The sequence below is a fragment of the Prevotella melaninogenica genome (genome assembly GCF_018127925.1).
Lineage (GTDB): Bacteria > Bacteroidota > Bacteroidia > Bacteroidales > Bacteroidaceae > Prevotella > Prevotella melaninogenica_C.
Map to the genome: position 1 here is coordinate 102,189 of NZ_CP072347.1, position 20,326 is coordinate 122,514.

Below are 20,326 nucleotides of genomic sequence, written 5' to 3' on the forward strand. Positions count from 1 at the left end.
CGAAATATATTCTTTCTGTTTTTCATTTAGCCAAACACCAGCTATTTTAATTAACTGCTTAAAAACTTTATCTTTTTCTGACTTAGAAAATTTTGTTTCATCAAAGGTAATTTCCTGTTGTGAGTATTCCTCATCTATATCTTGGCTTTTTCTCGAAGTTGGATGAAATTCATCAAAATACGATGAAATTATATAGACACTATGATGAAAACCAACATCTTTTCTATTAAGGGATGTTGTTTTTTCGAAGCGCTCAATCTGCCCATTATCTAGAAAATAATAGGTTCTTCCGTTAAATGGATAGATATCTCTGATTAGTTATATATAAAAAGCTGGTATTATGTATCTTTGTAGTGACCAAACTTCAAGAACATGAATACCAGCATAATGCAAAACGCCTTAGGCGTCTCCCAACAAGATTGTCAGAATCTGCGCTACGAAGGTAATAACTTAGTTTTAGAAATCCAAACTCCAAAGGAAAAACTTTGTTGTCCTGTATGTGGAAGTCATAATATTAATCGTAACGGCAGTCATATTCGTCGCTTTGTAAGTGTTCCCATAGGTCTGAGCAAGACCTATCTGGACATGCGTGTACATCGTATTCAATGTCACGACTGCGGCTGTATCAAACAAGAAAACATCGACTTTGCGAAAGGAAAACGTCGGCACACTATAGCTTTTGCAAATATGGTGTTTGACCTGTCTCGCTTTGCAACAATTCAAGATATATCATGGTTCCTACAGGTATCCTGGGATGTAGTACGTAATATACAGATGGAGTTTCTACAGTCAAATTACTCTAACCCAGACCTTTCCATGTTAAGGCGTATTTCCATTGATGAGTTTGCCACTCATAAGGGGCATGTATACAAGACCATAGTTGTAGATTTGGATAATGGTCATATTGTTTATGTCGGTGATGGTAATGGCAAGAATGCTCTTGATGGATTTTGGGAACGGCTCGGCAAAGACAAAGAGCATATACAAGCAGTATGTACAGACCTTTCTGCCGCATATACACGAGCTGTAAGTGAGCATCTTCCCAATGCAGCACTTGTAGTAGACCACTTTCATGTAACCAAGCTTATGAACGAAAAGCTGGACTTGCTAAGGAGACAGTTATGGCATGAGGAAAAGGACATCAACAAGCGTAAAGTAATCAAAGGAACACGTTGGTTGTTACTCAGAAATGGAAATGATATCTTTGATCATGCACACAGAAATAGACTGGAGAACGCACTAAGCCTAAACCGTCCGCTAATGATTGCCTATTATCTCAAAGAAGATCTTAAGGAAATATGGAATCAGTGTAGTAAGCAAAAGGCTAAAGCTGTGTTGGATGAATGGGTAAAGCAAGCTATAGAATCCAAAATACAACCATTAATGAAAATGGCGTCAACTATTAGAGCATACAAGACATACATATTAGCATGGTATGACCATTATATAACAAACGGAACAATAGAAGGAATTAACAACAAAATAAAAGTTTTGAAAAGACAGATATATGGGTTCAGAAATGAAGAATACTTCAAATTAAGACTATATGCACTGCATGATAGGAGTCTACGCATTTAACGGAAGAGCCAAATAATAACTATAATTCTCTTTTATTTTTTCTTTCCAACGTATAAAAGTTAATTCAAAATGATAGTTTTTATTATTTGTTTCATCCTTAATTTGTATTTCCTTATTATCCGTATCTGCAATAATTGTATTATAATCTAATTCTTTACCGTTTATGATGATAGATTTACCTTTGTTTCCATTCAATTTTAGGAAAACGGCATATTCTTTTTTTAAATAATCAACAAATTCTTTTGACTCAAAAAAGGATTGGTTTAATGAAACATTTGCAAATGAAACAATGGTTCCTGTTTTTTCATTATGAACAATATAATTTTTATCTGAGTCGCTATGATCATTAAAATGATGATTGTCTCCAGCATTGATTGATATTGTGTGTTTAATCAAATTCTTACCATCACTATAAATACTTGTCCAATCAGCACGAGTTGCAAAACAGTTGAAAGCATATCTTCCCTTTCCTTTATGTCCTTTTACTTGTGAACTCCATTGGAAAGAACGCTTTTTAATTGAGTCTTGATATTTTCCAAATGTCTCATTCAGTTGACTGCGATTTATTCCTTCGCCATCATCTATTATATAGAGATGAGTTATTGCACCTAATTCGGTGGATTGGTATTCAATATTAATATGAATAGCTTTTGCATCAAAACCATTCCATATAAATTCACATATAGCTTTTTTAGCATCATTCGTCACTCCATTTTTGATACTATTATCTGTAATTGAAACTCTTTGCTTAGACATTTTTCTCTAAAGGTTTATATTAAAACATTCCCAACAATATTTGTGTTACCTTATTTCCTTTTATGTTGAAATAATAGGTTGGCAAAACTAGAATTGTGTTAAACCTATATTCCATTATAAGGAAGCAAATAATTTATCAACATTATCATATTTTTGACACGCTGTTGCTTATTGGCTTCAAGTACATATTTGTAGGTTATGAGCTCTTCATGAGTGAGTTAAAGCAAGATACCACTTTGAGATTTCCAAAGAGGATGTGCTTGTTGTGGTGTTATTTGTACTCATTACTAGTCCTCTTTTTTTTCGTTTATATTGCAAATATAATCTTTTCTTTTGAGAGTTGCAAGAGAATAAAATAAAAAGCACCAAATGATTGCTCAAATGGTGCAAATAACCCTCTTAATTGGGAGATCCTTATCGGAATAGTTCTATGTTGCTAAAATCAAAATCCTGTTTGCGTATTTTTTCTGTATCATTGTTACTTAACAAATTTATGATGTCTTTATTACAAATACTATCAGTCTTATCAAACCTTGGGATGATTAAGTATTGTTGACTACCAAAAACAGTGCCTTCTTCATCCATGACGTATAAAGTATTCCCTTGGGAAAAACAAAATATTCTCTTTTCTCTTATTTTTCCATCGGTAAGTTCCCAGCGATAATATCTATTGCTTTTATTATGAATTCGACCCTTTAGTTCTTCGATTCCATTTGCTATTTTTTCTATCATAGAATCTTTCTCCATATCATATATAGGAGGGATAATTTCTATTCCACAACTATTTATCAAGCCAATATAATCTCCAAGTGTTACTGTAGCAAATGATTCGTCAACAGGAGTAATTGCGTCATAGCGTGGATGGAAGATTTCTTGTCCATCTTTATCTAACAGTGAATATTTAGGATTATAAAAAGCGTTGTAACTTTTTCTTTTTTGATAAATCCAAAGCCAGTTGAAGTTTTCAGAAAGTCCATCAGCAATGATTGCAATAAACTTTTTCCCCCATAGGTATAATCCAGAGTAAACAGGTGGAACTATAGTCTTAAAATTGGTATTCAGAACACCATACTTTTTATTTAATCTTATAAGATATATGTTGTCAGTAGGAATATATTCTATAGACTCATATATGCAAGGAATTATTATGGTATTATTTTCGTTGATGATGCCATAGTGTTCCCTCTCTTGAATGATGTAAACACCTTCTTGCGTTTCTATCTTTTTCATATATTTTATATTATTTGTTAATCTAATATCCAATCTCCGCCATTCTCATATATATATTCTAACTCACCCTCTTGTCCCCAATCGTTAGAATCATCGCAATCATAACTACAACTTTTGCTTAGTAATTCTGCATCACGGCTTTCAATAACAAATTTCTCCATAGCTCGTTTCGCACCATCCCGCAAGAAAAGTTCTTGTAGTGTTTGTTCTTTATAGTGGGTTTGATTTGCCTTCAGATTTAGATAAACAAGCATTGGACAGAATAAATCATCTATTTTATTTGCTGAATATATAGAATAATACTTTGTCCTAAAGAAATAATCTGAATTTCCTACACTATTAGAGAATACACTATTAGAAAATAAGAACTCATCAAAACTGACGAATGCGATTCTATGTTTATAATCAAATTGTGGACAATATTTGTTAAGTATGCTAAAAGCATATCTTTTGAATCTTGCTACAGCACGATACAAAGGATGCGCATTTTTATAACTATTATAAAGAATCAACATATTAGGATCATTAAGTTTTTCAATATTGTAGATAGGGTTATTAAATGTGCTTTGCTTATATGCATCGTTTACTTTGCATATTGAAATCTTCCCTTTAGTATCTTTCGCTAATTGGGAGAATGGGCTAATAAACTCATATACAGCCTGCTGTAAGAACTCATCAACTATTTTTTTGTTATACTCAAAGTTATTACCATACATCCTTAATGGAGTCTTAGCGAAATCAAGAACTTTTATTGCTGTATATTTGGGCAGTAAATTTTTAGTGCAATCTTCCTCGTTTATAAAACTGATTATTGTTTTTACCTTTAATATCTCAAGAAAACTATGAAATTTAGTGGAATCAATCCACTTAGGGTTTATTAAATAGATATTCATACTATCAAAAAAAGTTGTTTGTTTCTACTATTTGTTTTGTTATTTCTCCTGCCATTCCACCACTTGCTGATAATCCTTTCTTATTCAAAGAAACGATGATGCTGTATTGTGGATTGTCTGATGGATAGTAGCCACAGAACTGTAAGCAGTAAACTGTGTTATCTCCATCTTCCTTTACAATGGCAACTCCTTGTTCTCCCACAATGGGGATTTTATCAGAGAAGACTTTGGTAGTAAGTCTTTTTTGTATAAGTAATTGCTGGATAGTGGCAATATTCTCCTTGCTTGCTATTTGTTCTTTTATAATGGTAGTATCCCTCTTATGAAAAGTGGGCTTTACCATCTTACCATTATTGGCTATGGCATTATAAAATGTAAGTATCTGTAAAGGTAATATCTGCTGATTCTTTCCATTTACAAACTCGGCAAGAGAAATGTCATTGTAGGGACTTGGTAAGATTGCTTTGAAGCTATTTTGTGGTAAACCATAGCCCATATTAGTAATGGCTTTATAGAACCTGTCATACTCCTTGCCAAATGCTTGCTTAACTGTTAAGTATGTAGCGATGTTTGATGATAACAAAAAGCCTTGCTGTACGCTTGTCTTTCCATTTCCTCCTCTAAGCCAGTTGTAATCTTTTAGCAGATAGCCGTTTATATCAAGCATTCCTGCTTTAGTATCAATACTATCATTCAGGTTTACCTTACCTTGTTCTAATACTGCTAATAATGAAACTGTACGCATTAAGGCAGTTGGTTCTGACAATTGTCTTATTGCTGGCTTGATTCCTGATTTAGTATTCATCAAGTTTACCATTGCCTTAATCTCTCCAGACTTACAATCCATTATTATTATCTGTCCATTAATAGCATCTATCTTTTTGATATTCTCCTTTAAAATGGAACTGACATGATTTTGTAAGGTGGATTTAGCTTGTAAATGTGAATTAATCTGTTGAGCATACCCTTGGTTGGCAAAGAATAATATACTCATAGATAGTAAGTTAAATATCCCTTTTTTCATAGCAGGAAATTGTTGTATTTGTTTATCCAAATAAAAAGCCGAAGAGTTTAAATAAAAGTATCAATCCACCTACGACTAAAAATATTTCGAAGATAACATAACCACAGCCCATTCCTCCAGCAAGAGCACCAGAAAAGAATCCTTCTCCTTTTTCTCCATCCTTGGAGTTTAGTGCACCTAAGATTCCAGCAATGATAGCTACAACAATAATGGTAGTCAACCACTTCATAATTTTGTATCTTGTGCTCACTGTTTCCCAGAAGTAAGCGGTTAATATTTAGGTAAATGGAAAAAGCGTGGGAACTATTGTTATTATTGTCGAGAGGCTCTGGACTGCCTGTAACTGAATAATAAACAATAGCCCACGCATTGAGGTATATTATTCCCTTAGTTAAGGGTACAATAATCCCAAGCGTGAGCGTTATTGCCACTATCCCCAGTTACAGAAATTGTCCAGATTTCTCAACAGGATAATATCAAAACGCTCTTTTAAAAGTTGAACTCTTTATAACGCACATCTGCACACAGATGTACTGAAAGTCCACTGCAAAGATAGATAAATTTTCTTATTAAATGTTTCTTTCTTGCAAAAAGTTTGTATAACAGAGTGATTTTTTATTTTTAAGGTGTTTTGTTTGTTATTCAGCATGTGATGACATTTTTAGTATGGGGTGTATAAAAGAATTATTCTCTAAAAAATGTCATTGCTTAGAATGTAAGACAGTCGTAGGTTTCCAAGATTTCTTCCTTACGTAATCCAAGATACCGTTTGGTAATAGCTACAGATGAATGGTTGAAAAGCTCCATTAGCTTGATCAGTGCCAGTTCTGCATTGTCACTATTCATGTTATAAACTTGTCTTCCAAATGTCTTTCTCAAACTATGACAGCTGAAATGTTTTATTTTCAGTCTGTACCTCTGTTTGAGTTCTTTGAGTATTACGTTGATGCGTTGCACGGTGAAAACTGTACCTTTCTGACTAACAAGGACAGGAGCTGCAATGCCAAGAGGATTGATATGCTCGTAACAGTCTTTAATATGCAATTGCAGTTCTTTGTTAAGGCGTATAGTTCGTTGCTTACCTGTCTTACGTTCGGTTATAGTAAACTCTGAAACACCAAGTATCTGCTTCCATCGTAAGGTTAGAATATCAGATATTCTTAATCCTGTAAAACAACCAATCGCTATAAGAAGCGAAATCTTATAGTTCTTGTCTTTTGTCAGCTTATGTATTAAGTTCATGGCTTCTGACCATTCAAGGTAGTCTGCCGTTGTGTTGCTATATTTCAAACTCATAATAATATTCTTTTATGTTGGGTTTATAAGGAAAGTGAACATTATTCTGACAGTATTTTTATTAAGTGGTTGATTATCAGAACAACATTCACTTTCTCTATTAGTGAATATAATCAGAGGTAGTTTTCCTCTTTCAATGTCTCACACGTCATCCAACAGCAGTCTTTTACTTGAAAGCCATATTTGGGTTCAAGTGTAAAGAGGAACTCTTCAAAGTCATTATATTTGTAGGATTCTTCAATCTGCTCTTTCGATAGGTGTATCTTAATCACAGTTGCTGTACTGAGATCAAGAATTACGACATAATTAGTTTCCATCACAATATCCTCCCTTCTTCACGATAGCTGTAATAGCTATCTACTGATATGATTATATGGTCAGTAAAACGTATCCTCATAATCTGACAAACTTTCTGCAGTTCTCTTGTAAGCATATCATCCTGTGGGCTGGGCCTTAAGTTACCAGTTGGATGGTTGTGAGCAAATATTATTTGCGTGGCATTGGTCAGTAAAGCCCCTTGTAGTATTATCCTCAGGTCAACGGCAGTTTCTGTCCGTCCTCCCTCTGAAATCGTGTTATAAGCAATAACTTCATTTACTTGGTTGAGATATAACACCTTAGCATATTCCCTGTACTCTATTGTTCCCTCTTTGAATGTAGGAAGTAAGATATTATATGCTTCCTCTGAACCAAAAACCTTGCTTTGTTTTTTGCAGGTCGGTTTGTATTGTAGCGTTACCTCTGCTACCTTGAAATCCATGTCCATAGTTGTAATGTATGAATAAGTTGTTGTTAAAATGGCAGTTCTGCATATTCTTCCTCGCAGATGGTTGCACAAACCTTGTCGTATTGCGAAAGACCTGTGCCATTAGCGAATATCTCCTTATAAGCATTACTGTATATACCGTATTTGCGTTGGTCTGGTGTCAGCATACTGTCGAAATCCTCCATAAGGCTTCTTATCTGGTATAGCATTTTAAGGCAGCCCTCTCTGTGTGGCATATTGCATAACTGCTCCTGTAAAGTATATATAAGGTGTAGAGCCTTGTCTATCTCTTTATTCATCGTGTTGTGTGTATAGTTTACCAATTAAAAAGGGAGACACCCATTGCAGAATGTCTCCCTGCTCTCAATCAACAGTTCACTTATCCAATGAACCATTTATATTTCTCATCACCATGTAGGGCATTGTTGATGCCAACCACTACCTCCGTGGCATTTACCGCTCTCTGCAAGTAGGTGTCAATATAACTTCCCTTGTTGGATTCCGTAAGCAGATTGTGGAAGTCCCACATAGACAGACTGTCGTCGTTGGCACCAAAATCAGGATTGCTGTAATAGCCACGACATACGCTGTTCACTTGGCTGTCCGTAATCAGCAAGCGTGGTATCTGTTTGGTATATCCTTGCGGTAAGGCTTGGTACATTCTCATTCTGCCTATTATCTGTGCAAACTGTGTTTCTGTGAGAGAAGTATTTGAGAGAGTCTGCATTAGGTGTATATCCTTAGCTGGATTAAATTGATAGAGTAACTCCATCACATTCTTATATAAGTCACGAATACTCATGACCTCGATAGATAGTTTGACACCATCACCTGTTAGCACTTGGTTACTGCACACGTTTACTCTCCAGCCTATAAAAATAGAGAACTTCTCTACACCTTTACTTGCCCTATAAAGGTTGAGGTCGTTGTAATTACGCACTCCACCCACACAAAGTTCAAGTTTCTGACCATTCAAGGTTTCATAAATAGTTGGGATAGTAAAAGCAAACGCCATACGCTGATAGAACTGTGTCTTTTCACATTCTAAAAGTTCAGATGCTTTCTTGCCTAATGCGTTAGGTGTTCTACCTCTTACTATATGAGAAACACGGATAGCAGGATTATTTATCTGCTCGCCATGATAGAAGTCTTTGGCAGCATCATGTACACAGTTAATAAAGTCTTGATGTGCAATGGTCAGTTCTTGATTACCCCAAGTTGGTACGACACATGTACTGACAAGTTCATCAAGTGAGATAGCATTGGTATTGGCTTCAAGGAAAGAAACACTACTGTTGTTAGTTGATGTTTCATCAACGATTACAGCATCTTCAATGTTACTGAAATCAAAGTTTCTGTTGTTCTGTGCCACAACATCAGGCATTAATGTTACGTTGTTCATAACTGTAAATGATTAAGTGAATATTGATTGAAAATAGGTATAAATGAGAACAGACCGAAAGCGGATTACTCCAACTTCCAGCCTGTTACACATCTAAATCCCCTAAGATTATATAGAGGTTTATTCATAGCCTATTTTTCACTGTAGAGACCTCTGCTATTTTTCTTTTCCCTTTGTATTGTGTGGAGGGGATGCAAAGTGGGTATGCCCTTGTGCGTATCTTCTCATTAGAATTGACTGGTGAATAATTCTCTCGTATTTCGATAATAGGAAAGAACTTAGCGATTGATGGAGAGGTATTTTAAGATGGCGTATATAGTGGGATATCCCCTTTATTGCAGCATCTATATTTTAGAGGATAAGGAGGGGTGTTTTCGTTTGTTAGCTATATATAGATTTAGTAACGAACTTGGTTTGCAAGATCATAAAAGTCCTTTTTGAATCTGATCTATATCTGTTCACTTGTTGGCTACTTACGCCTTTTTGAACTACCTCTGTGTATTTCTCCTTATCTTGACTTTACTAATCTCTTTGTACACTTTTAGACATTTTATCACCTATTTTCTATGTTAACCTTTTGAGTTGTATTCTCTGGCAAATTCTGTAAATTCAGATGTTTCAAAACCTATAATAGGCTCTACCATAATCTTTGTAATAATCTCTTCTTGTTCAATGTGATTCTATCTATCCTTAATGTGAGGGAGCACATTGTATTTGGATGATAGTTTCTTTATAAAGAGTAATCTTAATCTAATAGTTTTCATTCTGTAGTAAATTTCAGACTGATGAGGTAATAACCTCTTTCTTTTGCTTTCCGTTTCTCTGTAGCTTCGAAGTATTGACATATATCTTTTGCAGTGATAGCTTTACTCTTGGGAACTCCTAATGAATTGTGTATCCGCTTCAGCTCTTGCTTTATAAAAGAAGAAGCATACCAATGCCTTGAAGTAAACGAATTATAGACCATTCTAATTACATCTGAAGATTTAGCCTTCTTCTCATGTAAGGTAAGTATTATCTTCTCCCTAATTAATTTAGAATTATAATTAAGTTCCTCAATCGTCTGTTTCCCTAACACCTCCCATGCTTTTACTATGAAAGAATCTATGTGACGAAGTTCATCTCGGAATTGCATTGCCATTTCTGTCTCGTCTTCTTTTAGAGCTTCCAACTGGTCTACAATTCGTTTCCGTATATCTTTGATAGGCAAAGTATTATTTGTAATTTTCAATCGATCATAATCACCGTATCTATAAGTTATGTTTGAGGTGGTTACTTCAAAATATCCACATTCATTATATCCTTGATAGAGACGTGTATAATCATGGTACATCACCCTTACCAATTCTTCGTGGATATAGTTGTCTATCTTGAAAGCATCCTCTTTGCTGTAATCGTTAAGGAATCTATTGTAAGGCAACACATTCATAGCATCATTGAAAGCCGCCCTTCGGTTGATATCTGTTTCACAGTTCTTGAATGTTCTAAAGTTCTCATATATTTCCTTATCGCATTGATACCGTATGATAATGCTCTTCTTGTCTTTTATTGGGATTCTTTTATCGAAATTACTGATATGGTAGATGGCGTTAGTTCCATTACGAAATCTCCCTGTTATCTGCACTGCATCCATATAAGGGTCTATCATTGTGTAATCAGCGGTGTAACAATCGGTAATCATCACAACATTTGGATTTTCATTCAACTCTATATCCATAGCATTGTAAAAACGGCTTGTCATCCAGTTGTATTTTGCCATGTATTTCTTCTCCCAGTTTTCGTGTGCGTTGCTAAACTTCTGTGATTTCAGTTTATCCACACTGTCGGCAGAACAGAACACCGCTGATTGATCCCTTAATCCAAGTTGTTCCATCATAGCAAGGATAATGTCCGTGGAGTTTACGAAAAAGAAAACTGGTCGCTCGTCCAGTTGTAGTAACAACTGCCGTGTTCTCTCCAGTACATTGTTGGTGGTACAAACCGTTATCGTTTTTTTGTAGTTGAAGTCGGGATGGATGATGAGAATATCAAAATTCTCAAACCGTGAGTCTGCAAACTCTGATGGAGGTGTAGCAGAAACCATAGCTTTGTCTTGACACTCAAAGAAGAAATCCATTGGCAGTGATATGTTTTTACGATAGCCACAGTCTTTAACAATCTTCTGGCACTCATCGAACAATAGGAAATAACCGTCTGTCCGAATATCTATCCCCATCTGTTCAAATGCTGTTCTCACCTTGTAGAAGCTCTCGGGAGTGGTCAGTATCTTTATCTTCTTGTTCATGTCTTGAGATTTTATGATGTAGTTAACAATGTCTTGGGTATAGATGCCCTCGTAAACTCCAAACAGATTGTCATTTTTATGTTTTGGGGCACGACACTTCCCATATATAACAGGTCTGTTCGGCTCTATGATGATAGAGTTTCTGGCAGACCGAATTTCTCCGTAAGTTGCTCCTATGCCAGTAAGTGTCTTGCAAAGGATTGTATTTGTTGGAATCAATGGCAGGACTTCTGAAAGATGTTGTACCTTGCCGTAACTCACTGAGATTTCAAATTTCTTCTCCATATTTAATTTTTTATTATGGAGGAGGGAATTTAAGCCCTCCTTCTATTCCTGTTTAGATGGCTACATTGTAATCTCGTAGTAATTCTATATTTTCTTCCGTCCTTGGAATTTGGAAATATATTTTTCCTTTCCACAACACTTTTTGAGCTGTAATGTAGTTAGACCTTCCTCTGAAAAGAGGTGTGAACTGGATACCCCAATGCTGTTCCAGCATCAGCTTCAACACAAAGAGGGCATAATTGGTTCCCTCTTTCAAAGGCTGAACTTTCATAGGCGAAGAGTCAAAATCAGTAACCTCACCTGATATGAGGTAGTTCATCAAACCTTTAAAACTTGTGTCTTTAAGTTCGTACCTAAATCCTGCCACTTGCTTACTCTCAATCCAAGCACATGGCTTGTTGTCCTTTCCTGTATAGAATTTGACAGATAACTTCTGCCCTGCTTTCATCATTGCTTGGAGCTGGTTGTAAGCTCCGATGTTGTCATACTGGTTTTGTGCTTCCTGTAAAGTTGGTAACGTGAATGTACCTTCTCTCATGCTTTCTTTGTTTTGAGTTCCTGTACTTGCAGATACCTCTGCGTTCTTAACCTTCTTATTAGCATTGTTATTCTTCATTTTTTTATTATATTACGGCTCTTACATTAAGAGGTGAGCCAGTTACCTCACAATCACTTAGACAGCGCGCTTGTCTCGTAATTGCGATGCAAAGGTAAGGGGAAATTAAGGGGAAAGAAAGTAAAGAAGGCTTGAGGGCTTTAGGGAATTTTTTACAATGGAAAATTCCCTAAAACCTAAAATAATGGATGATAGTTACTTACTCGTCAACTGGAGAAAAGTAGAAAGAATGGCGTAATTGGGGAATCATGGTACATTTCTTTATGTGGTCTGATAAATCCTTTCCCACATCAAATGGTATGGCAATATATTCTACTCCCTCAACCATAATCTTTTGATATTGGGCAATTTCGTATTTCTTACAGTATTTCTCTAATGTTGGTTTACATCCATACCAATAACGTTCATCCCTTGTCAAATCAGCCAAGTAAAGGAATTTACCTATAAAGGACTTTCTACCTCGTTGTGATTTGTGAAGATATTGATCAAAGAAGTGGCTGTATAATTCTGTGGAAAATTTCATTCTTGCAGTTGTGTAGCGTTCTATATCCTCTTTGATATCTTTAGAAACAAACGTATTATTATTTACCCAGTCAAATGGGAAATCTTGTTTTAGAGCAGAAAGTAAGGCTACACCTACCCAAGGATTTCGAGTTGACAACTTCTCTTTATTAATCCTTATATCGAGACAGAATTTCTCTATATCTGTTTTTTCTAAGGATTTGATAAGTTTTTCAATATACTGCTTTGTGCTTAGTTCCTCAAATATGGTGACACTTCTAAAGGCATCTGTTGCATAATCGATGATAAACAAATGTAGATACCAGAATTTGATAGGGTCAAGTTGCCATTTCGAAAGTTGCTTTTGAATATGATTATTTCCAAGGAATAATTCGTACTTTTCTTGATTATCCTTGAATAACTTGGAAAATCTATTAGCAAAATGATCTGTCGCTGCCTTTTGAGCCAGTTCGATATATGAGGGATCTATAATTTCGTCCTCATTGGTACGTGGTAAACAGTCCATTCCTGCTATAACAGCAATATATTCTGTTTTATTAATCTCAAATGTCATATCCTTTATCTTTTGATACCCTGCAAAGGTAATAAAAAGACTCCACCTGCATTAGAGCCGATGGAGTTTTCTTTGGGTGACATTTTCTAAACAAGGGGTATAAAACTTTTTTTCGTTATATTCTGTCACATTATTTCCCAAACACGTATTTTACGACTTTTGCATTTGCCTTGTTCTCATTTGAGAAGTCACGTTCAATATAAATGTCGGTTACTCGCATAGATTCGTCAATATGATTGAGGGCTTCGTGTACCACGTATTTGCTTACTCCGACCTTGTTAAGGGCAATGGTAGCCCAAGAATGGCGTGCAGCATAATATTCTAAATCCTCAATTTTAAGAATACTACCAATCTCTTTCAATCCCTTGTTGATGGCTTTGTTAAAGGCTTTCTCATTGACATAATTCTGGTAGAAATTGAATATCCGTTTGCCTGTTGTATCCTTGTACTTCTCAAATAAAGGATGCAATATCTTAGGAACTGTTACTATCATCTTAGCTTTATCCATTCTCCTGTCTCTCGTCTTAGTACGATAGTAAGTAAGCGTATTACCATCATATTCGGTTGCGTTAAATAAATCCACAGAGTTTATTCCCATCATGCAAAATGAGAGGATAAAACAATCCTTTGCGAGATTGAAGCGGTTGGTGTGGTGTATGCCTTTATAAACAGTCTGATACGGTAACTGCTCTATCTTACGGATTAATTCTGCTGTGATAGCTCTTTTTCGTGTTGATTCCTGTTTGGGGATTTGGAAATAAGCAAATGGGGTATTCTTGATACGGATTAGCCCTTGGTCTGGCTTGTTGTATTGCTTTACAGCCTCCTTAAACAATCTACGAATGCTCATCAAGTAAAGGGAGGTGCTGCGAGTAGAGGGAACACGCTTGCCTTTCTTCTTCAGTTGTTCCGCTCGTTCCTTACTTTCATGGAGTAAGAATGCCATAAACTCTTGCAGGAATTCACTTGTAATTTGATGCGTGTACAGCTTCTCACTTTTGTTGAATCGGATGAGGCTGTTAAGTGCGGAGGTGTAGTTGACTGCTCCCTTTAACGTGGAATTGGCAATCCATTCCTTAGCGAACTGGATAAAATCTACTGGTTTGTCGCTTTTGTCCCTGCTGTTCAGTCGATCTACAATCTCGTTTACATCAAGCGTCTCTGTTTCTAAGTGCATTTCGTTAAACATCTTACGGTAATGAAGGATAAGTATGTCCGCTTCCTGCTTGATAAGAGAATCTTCCTTGATAGTAAACCTGTCAGTTAAATCGGCTTTTGTTGCAAACAGACTTGTGGAAATACGTTTTACCTTACGGTCTTTCGTAAACCTGATGCGGACGTTGTAACTGCCATCCTGCCTTAACTTGTCTCTCTGAATCTCTGCTTTAATTGTCAGCATAATCTCTCGTTTTGAGGTCAACCTCGGGTCAACAATAGGTCAACAGGAGGTCAACAAGTGGGTAAATTAGCTGAAATTTTGCTCAAAATAGCGTGATATGTGCGTTCTAAACTAAGGAGAAGATAGAGGGATTTTACAACAAATGAATCGTTATAGTCATCATAACCTACTGATGAAACTACTTGATTACCAATAAAAAAGAGCCTTACAGCATAGTGTAAAGCTCTTCTTTTCCCTTTGTGGACCAGCCTGAACTAATCCACAATATGTCCTTATCGCTGTTAGCTAAATATTTACCTTTTTGTACTGACAGTCTCTGTAGCAGAAATGTAGCAGCAAACTGACTGGTTTATGACCGCTATTTTGACTATCTGTTGAAAGCACGCTCATTCCCATTCTCGGAGTACAAAGTTAGATCTTTTTGTTTATATCTCCAAATCTTTGTGCCATAAATATTTAGAGATTTTACTGCTACATTTTCCAGTGCAAGGTGCAAGCCCTTATATATAAAGGGACTTGCACCTTGCACTGGAGTTTTACAAAACAATAATAATTATACAAAGATATAAGAGTAATAAAATGTTTTAGATTTAGTTCGTTATATTTATTGGTACACTGTGTATTCCGCTACTAACAAACAAACTTGCACCGTCTGCAAGACGGATTGCATAGTGTGCAAACATTTGCATGTGGCGGGTTGCTCTTGTAACGGTGCTTTAGTAACTTTATAAGTATGAAAAAGTTATTGGAAATGCTGAAGTCAGCAAGAGTGAAAAATGGTTATTCGCAGGAGTATCTGTCTGTTATTCTGAAAGTTAGTTCGAGTCGAATCTCGCGCTGGGAAAGAGGAAAGACAGCAATGACTCTTGAACAAATTCTGATGTACGCTTCAAAGGTGGGCATCCCGTCTACCAAAATATTTGAGTTTCTTGCACGTAATGGGCAGCCCGGTCCTTTACCTATAGCAGAAATTCATCTGGAGGTTTTTACTGAGGAAGCATTCAGAAGACTTTCACAGTTAGTCAGTGAACTTGGAATAGAACATGTAACAATTAAAACCAAACGATTACGCTGATGGAAATAATAGCAGTAGAAAGCCAAGCCTATCAAGAACTGATAGACAAGCTCAATCGTATTGAGCAGTATGTTGAGCGCACCTCCCGTCTTATTCAAGACATTGACGACGAGCTGGAGATGACCACGAAAGACCTTATCGGGACTCTGAATGTTTCAGAGTCCACCCTTTACCGCTGGCGCAAGAAGCAGCTAGTGCGTTACCGCTACACGGAGGGTGGCGATGTGCGCTACTTCTTCAAGTCTATCGTGATAGCCACGAAATGTAACCGACTCCGCATATCAGGTATGAGAAACGATGAGGTTCTTGGGCGGCTCAACCGTTTCAAGGACAATCTCATCATGAGTTCATGTCTTAATCCTAAAAACCGACAATTATGATAGAAAAGGAACAGATTCTTTTGCTTACACAAGGAGGTTTGAATGTGTTTTCACATTTCCTTGGCTTTGAGGTGAACCTTCATCGCAACTTCCGAAGTCCTTTCTATGACGACAGGCGAGCTTCCTGCCATATCTACTACGACAGGAAAACTTCTTCTTACAAATTCTATGATCATGGAGATACCACCTATTCTGGGGATTGTTTCTGGTTTGTGGCAACCCTCCGTAATTTGAACCTGAAAACAAGTTTTCCCGAAGTATTGGAAACGATAGTACAAGAACTTGGATTGTATTCTTTATGTGATGGTGAAAAGCATAGCAGCCATATCATGTCAGCATATAAAGAAACTATTGTTCCCACTCCTAAGGCTGATATAACCAAGTGTACGGAAGAACGTCCATATAGTTTTGAGATACAGCCATTTGACGATGGTCTGCTGAACTATTGGGCGCATTACGGCATCCATGAAGATACACTCCGTCGCTTTTGTGTACGGAGTCTTAAGCGCTATGAAAGTGTATCTGCTGAAGACAGGAAGTTTGAACTTTATGGATCACCTACGGAACCTATGTTTGCCTATATAGGAAATGGCTATGTAAAGATATACCGACCTCACAGTCCAAAAATCCGCTTTCTTTATGGTGGACGGATGCCTGCTACTTATTGCTTCGGAATGGAGCAGATTCCTGCCAAAGGAGATATGCTTTTCATTACAGGTGGAGAAAAGGATGTACTCTCATTGTATGCACACGGCTTCAATGCGATTTGCTTTAACAGTGAAACGGCACAGATACCGACAAGTATCATTGAGAGCCTTCAGCTTCGTTTTAGGCATATAATACTCTTATATGATGCGGATGAAACAGGTGTACGGGAGGCACATAAACAGTCTGAACATCTGGTGGAATACAAGGTCTTGAACCTTTCACTTCCGCTAAGTGGTACGAAGTCTGAAAAAGACATTTCTGATTTCTTTGCCTTAGGCAACGGGGCAAAGGAACTGAAAGAGCTGCTTGCCAAGATGTTCTCAGATCTATATAGCCAAACCATAATGATGTTACGTTCCTGTGAGATTGATTATGAGAATCCACCGGACATTTCCAAATCAGTAGTAGCAGTAAACGGTGTGCCACTCGGCACACAGGATAACCTGTTCTGCATTACCGGAGGTGAGGGTACGGGCAAGAGCAACTATGTGGGTGCCATCCTTGCCGGAGCGTTGGGAGAAAAACGATTGCCGATAGAAAAGACCTTGGGATTGGAGATCACCGCCAATCCCAAAGGCTTGGCGGTCCTACACTATGACACTGAACAGTCCGAGGCACAGTTGCACAAGAACTTGGGTAAGACACTGCGTAGGGCTTCTTTGACGGCAGTACCGGAGTTTTGCCATTCTCTGTACCTTGCCTCTCTGTCTCGTAAGGACAGACTGAACCTTATCCGTGAGAGTATGGATTTGTTCCATCACAGGCATGGAGGTATCCATCTCGTGGTGATTGACGGAATAGCCGACTTAATACGTTCTGCCAACGATGAAACGGAAAGTATTGCCATTGTGGACGAGCTTTATCGCTTGGCGGGGATTTATAATACCTGTATCATATGCGTGCTACACTTCGTACCGAATGGTATTAAACTCCGTGGGCATATCGGCTCAGAATTGCAGCGCAAAGCAGCGGGAATTCTTTCCATAGAGAAAGATGATAATCCCGAATACTCGGTCGTAAAAGCATTGAAAGTCCGTGACGGAAGTCCGTTGGACGTACCGATGATGCTTTTCGGCTGGGATAAGGCTGAGGACATGCACGTCTATCGTGGCGAGAAATCTAAAGAGGACAAGGAAAAGCGCAAGACTGATGAACTCATTGCCGTTGTCAAAGAAGCCTTCCGAAATTCTTTCAAGCTCACTTACCAAGAACTTTGTGAGGTTCTGATGCGCGAAATGGAAATCAAGGACAGAACTGCAAAGAAATACATCGCCTATATGAAAGAACAACGTATCTTGGCACAAGATACCAATGGTAACTATCAAAAAGGAGAACTATGCCGTACATAGATTATAAAACCGAAGACACTTGGCAAAAACGCCTGTTCGACAAGCTGATAAGCGTCGAGGATAAACTCGACCGCCTGCTTGTCCTGCAGGATCAATCTGTTGACACAACCGTCCATCCTCCCCTGAAACCCGAATACTTGGATATCATAGATGTATCCAAGATACTCAAAGTGGAGCAAAAGACCATATATAATTGGGTGTGGGCAGGAAAAATTCCCTATCTCAAAGCCAATGGCAGGTTACTTTTCCTTCGGGAAGAAATTGATGAAATGGTACGAAAGCGAGATGGTTGGTAACGAAAGACGGTATAATAATAAGTTAGATTTTGGCAATATATTTGTTTTATTGCCAAAATCTAACTATCTTTGCATCGGACCATTAATGCTAGCAGAATGAATGTCAGTAATATCATTGTAGATTTTGCAAACACCAACAAGGAATTCAGAACGAATGACTTGTCTGAGTATCTTTCTGGGAAGATTGAACTTTCCAAGAAGATGTTGTCTTGGCATTTACGCAAGTTGTTGGACGAAAAAAAAATATTCAGAATAAGCAAAGGAGTATATACAACAACCCCAAAAAACATTTTCCATCCTGTTCCTAATGCTCACTCCATTCGGTTGTATAAGAAATTAAAAGCGGTATATCCCTTATTGGACTTTTGTGTCTATAATGGTGAAATACTGTCTGACTTGCAGCATCACCTGTCGTATAACAACAATATCTATATAGAAACGGAGCGTGATGCCACTGAAACCATTTTCCACTTTGTACAGGATATGCACGAACGCAGTTTCCTTTCGCCAAAGGAGGATATTATGTCCGATTATATCCGGTTGGACAAAAGATCCTTTATTGTGAAGCCTCTTGTTTCAGAATCGCCCATACAGGAAGTAAACGGTATCAATGTACCAACAATAGAGAAACTCTTAGTTGATATCCAATGTGACAGGGATTTCTTCTACCTGCAAGGACAAGAGTCCTTGTACATGATGCAGAATGCCTTTGCCAACTATAATGTGAATATAGGAATGTTACTGCGTTATGCCTCACGGCGCAATATTAAACCGCAAATAGAAAAATATATCAAGGAATTTGTATGATCAAGAAGAAATGTATGACTGCAGAATGGATAAAGGCCATATCTGTTCGTAACAAATATAAAGACCTGAATCTGATAGAGAAAGTTATTAGGGCAATGTCGCTCTTGGAGATGCTGAAATTGTCCGGTTGCCCTTTCTGTTTCAAGGGTGGTTCGGCTCTGATGCTTATTTTGGGAGAATCTGCCCATCGACTATCCATAGACATTGACATTATCTGTCCACCAGGTACGGATATTGAGCCATATCTGAAAGATATAGAAAAGTTCGGTTTTATATCCAAAACTCTTGAAGAGCGGCAGCAGAGAGACACGAATATTCCAAAGAGTCACTCGAAATTCTTTTATCACATAGCTTATAAGAACGATGATAAACCTGCATATATACTGCTTGATGTCCTGTACGAGGATTTACAATATCATGCTACCGAAGAAGTCGAGATTAAAGGTCCTTTTATAGAATTGGACAATGAGCCATTGATGGTAACTGTGCCCTCTGCTGATGATATTCTCGGTGATAAACTTACGGCATTTGCCCCCAATACCTCAGGCATTCCTTATATCAAGGGAGGTAGAGACCGCTCATTGGAAATTATCAAGCAGCTATACGATGTAGGTAGGCTGTTTGAACATGCCGATAACTTTCAGCACATTAAGGATATTTTCACCCAAATAGGGAAAATCGAATTGCAATATCGGGGCTTACCCGCTGAACTGTCACTCATTTATGAGGATATTAGGGAGACCGCCTTGTGTCTGGCTACCAGAGGGCAAAAGGGTAAAGGTGATTTCAATATGCTGCAAAGTGGTATTAAGAAAATAGACGGCTACATCTATAAGGGGAAATATCGCATAGAAGAAGCTATCGTAGATTCGGCTCGTGCGGCTTATCTTGCTACCTCAATAGAGAAATCAAGCACGAGAATTGAGAAATACGATGGAAATCTAAACACCATACTTGCCATGGAATTGTCTCCTTCCGTCAATAATAAACTCAACAAATTGAAGAAAGTACTACCTGAAGCTTTCTTCTATTGGGTCAAGACGAGCGAACTATTACAAAAATAATCAGTTAGATTTTGGCAACAAACAAGTATTATTGCCAAAATCT

General features: G+C 37.3%; 21 protein-coding genes. 7 read left to right on the plus strand and 14 right to left on the minus strand.

From position 1 onward, the window contains the following. The first annotated feature begins 372 nt into the window (after window positions 1–372). Window positions 373–1,578, plus strand: a complete 1,206-nt coding sequence (locus J4861_RS00360; protein ID WP_211815863.1) for an ISL3 family transposase — start codon at window positions 373–375, stop codon at window positions 1,576–1,578. Here J4861_RS00360 and J4861_RS00365 read toward each other — a convergent pair. From J4861_RS00365 to J4861_RS00430, 14 genes are all read right to left on the minus strand, one after another. Beyond that, window positions 1,567–2,334 carry an ATP-binding protein gene (locus tag J4861_RS00365; RefSeq protein WP_211816238.1) on the minus strand — a complete coding sequence of 256 codons (768 nt, stop codon included), beginning with the start codon at window positions 2,332–2,334 and terminating at the stop codon, window positions 1,567–1,569. The genes J4861_RS00360 and J4861_RS00365 overlap by 12 nt on opposite strands. A gap of 414 nt (window positions 2,335–2,748) precedes the next feature. Continuing rightward, window positions 2,749–3,564, minus strand: a complete 816-nt coding sequence (locus tag J4861_RS00370; RefSeq protein ID WP_211816239.1) for a WG repeat-containing protein — start codon at window positions 3,562–3,564, stop codon at window positions 2,749–2,751. Window positions 3,565–3,581: 17 nt separating this feature from the next. Continuing rightward, window positions 3,582–4,457 (minus strand): hypothetical protein, encoded by an 876-nt coding sequence (locus J4861_RS00375; RefSeq protein WP_211816240.1) that lies wholly within the window; start codon window positions 4,455–4,457, stop codon window positions 3,582–3,584. A gap of 4 nt (window positions 4,458–4,461) precedes the next feature. Continuing rightward, on the minus strand, window positions 4,462–5,481 hold the full coding sequence (locus tag J4861_RS00380) for a penicillin-binding transpeptidase domain-containing protein (protein ID WP_249110752.1): 1,020 nt from the start codon (window positions 5,479–5,481) through the stop codon (window positions 4,462–4,464). A 22-nt stretch (window positions 5,482–5,503) separates the two neighbouring features. Next, window positions 5,504–5,710 carry a hypothetical protein gene (locus J4861_RS00385; RefSeq protein WP_013265808.1) on the minus strand — a complete coding sequence of 69 codons (207 nt, stop codon included), beginning with the start codon at window positions 5,708–5,710 and terminating at the stop codon, window positions 5,504–5,506. Between the two features lie 479 nt (window positions 5,711–6,189). Beyond that, complete coding sequence (locus J4861_RS00390; protein ID WP_211816241.1) at window positions 6,190–6,777, minus strand: tyrosine-type recombinase/integrase; 588 nt, start codon at window positions 6,775–6,777, stop codon at window positions 6,190–6,192. 113 nt (window positions 6,778–6,890) lie between these two features. Next, the gene (locus tag J4861_RS00395; RefSeq protein ID WP_211816242.1) at window positions 6,891–7,094 is read right to left on the minus strand and encodes a hypothetical protein; all 204 of its coding nucleotides are present in this window, start codon (window positions 7,092–7,094) and stop codon (window positions 6,891–6,893) included. Beyond that, the gene (locus J4861_RS00400) at window positions 7,094–7,543 is read right to left on the minus strand and encodes a JAB domain-containing protein (protein ID WP_211816243.1); all 450 of its coding nucleotides are present in this window, start codon (window positions 7,541–7,543) and stop codon (window positions 7,094–7,096) included. Before J4861_RS00400 ends, J4861_RS00395 begins: the two co-directional genes overlap by 1 nt. A 26-nt stretch (window positions 7,544–7,569) precedes the next feature. Continuing rightward, window positions 7,570–7,842 carry a hypothetical protein gene (locus tag J4861_RS00405; RefSeq protein WP_044046118.1) on the minus strand — a complete coding sequence of 91 codons (273 nt, stop codon included), beginning with the start codon at window positions 7,840–7,842 and terminating at the stop codon, window positions 7,570–7,572. Window positions 7,843–7,922: 80 nt separating this feature from the next. Next, window positions 7,923–8,945, minus strand: coding sequence for a DUF3871 family protein (locus tag J4861_RS00410; RefSeq protein ID WP_211816245.1), 1,023 nt, complete (start codon window positions 8,943–8,945; stop codon window positions 7,923–7,925). A 760-nt stretch (window positions 8,946–9,705) separates the two neighbouring features. Next, a complete protein-coding gene (locus J4861_RS00415) occupies window positions 9,706–11,514 on the minus strand; it encodes a DEAD/DEAH box helicase family protein (RefSeq protein ID WP_211816247.1) in 1,809 nt (602 codons plus the stop codon). 52 nt (window positions 11,515–11,566) lie between these two features. Next, window positions 11,567–12,130: a hypothetical protein gene (locus tag J4861_RS00420; protein ID WP_249110753.1), complete on the minus strand. Its 564-nt coding sequence runs from the start codon at window positions 12,128–12,130 to the stop codon at window positions 11,567–11,569. 199 nt (window positions 12,131–12,329) lie between these two features. Continuing rightward, window positions 12,330–13,205, minus strand: a complete 876-nt coding sequence (locus J4861_RS00425) for a hypothetical protein (RefSeq protein WP_211816249.1) — start codon at window positions 13,203–13,205, stop codon at window positions 12,330–12,332. Between the two features lie 130 nt (window positions 13,206–13,335). After that, the gene (locus J4861_RS00430) at window positions 13,336–14,604 is read right to left on the minus strand and encodes a phage integrase SAM-like domain-containing protein (RefSeq protein ID WP_211816251.1); all 1,269 of its coding nucleotides are present in this window, start codon (window positions 14,602–14,604) and stop codon (window positions 13,336–13,338) included. 733 nt (window positions 14,605–15,337) lie between these two features. Between J4861_RS00430 and J4861_RS00435 the strand changes: the two genes are divergently transcribed. The 6 genes from J4861_RS00435 to J4861_RS00460 all read left to right on the plus strand — a co-directional run bounded on the left by J4861_RS00435 (window position 15,338) and on the right by J4861_RS00460 (window position 20,283). Further along, on the plus strand, window positions 15,338–15,679 hold the full coding sequence (locus J4861_RS00435; protein ID WP_211816253.1) for a helix-turn-helix transcriptional regulator: 342 nt from the start codon (window positions 15,338–15,340) through the stop codon (window positions 15,677–15,679). Further along, window positions 15,679–16,059, plus strand: a complete 381-nt coding sequence (locus tag J4861_RS00440) for a DNA-binding protein (protein ID WP_211810483.1) — start codon at window positions 15,679–15,681, stop codon at window positions 16,057–16,059. The genes J4861_RS00435 and J4861_RS00440 overlap by 1 nt, the downstream gene beginning before the upstream one ends. Further along, the gene (locus J4861_RS00445; RefSeq protein WP_211816255.1) at window positions 16,056–18,116 is read left to right on the plus strand and encodes a bifunctional DNA primase/helicase; all 2,061 of its coding nucleotides are present in this window, start codon (window positions 16,056–16,058) and stop codon (window positions 18,114–18,116) included. Before J4861_RS00440 ends, J4861_RS00445 begins: the two co-directional genes overlap by 4 nt. Further along, window positions 18,104–18,412: a helix-turn-helix domain-containing protein gene (locus J4861_RS00450; protein ID WP_009228984.1), complete on the plus strand. Its 309-nt coding sequence runs from the start codon at window positions 18,104–18,106 to the stop codon at window positions 18,410–18,412. Before J4861_RS00445 ends, J4861_RS00450 begins: the two co-directional genes overlap by 13 nt. A 96-nt stretch (window positions 18,413–18,508) precedes the next feature. Next, window positions 18,509–19,219, plus strand: a complete 711-nt coding sequence (locus J4861_RS00455; RefSeq protein WP_211816257.1) for a DUF6577 family protein — start codon at window positions 18,509–18,511, stop codon at window positions 19,217–19,219. After that, on the plus strand, window positions 19,216–20,283 hold the full coding sequence (locus J4861_RS00460) for a nucleotidyl transferase AbiEii/AbiGii toxin family protein (RefSeq protein WP_211816259.1): 1,068 nt from the start codon (window positions 19,216–19,218) through the stop codon (window positions 20,281–20,283). Before J4861_RS00455 ends, J4861_RS00460 begins: the two co-directional genes overlap by 4 nt. Window positions 20,284–20,326 lie beyond the last annotated feature (43 nt).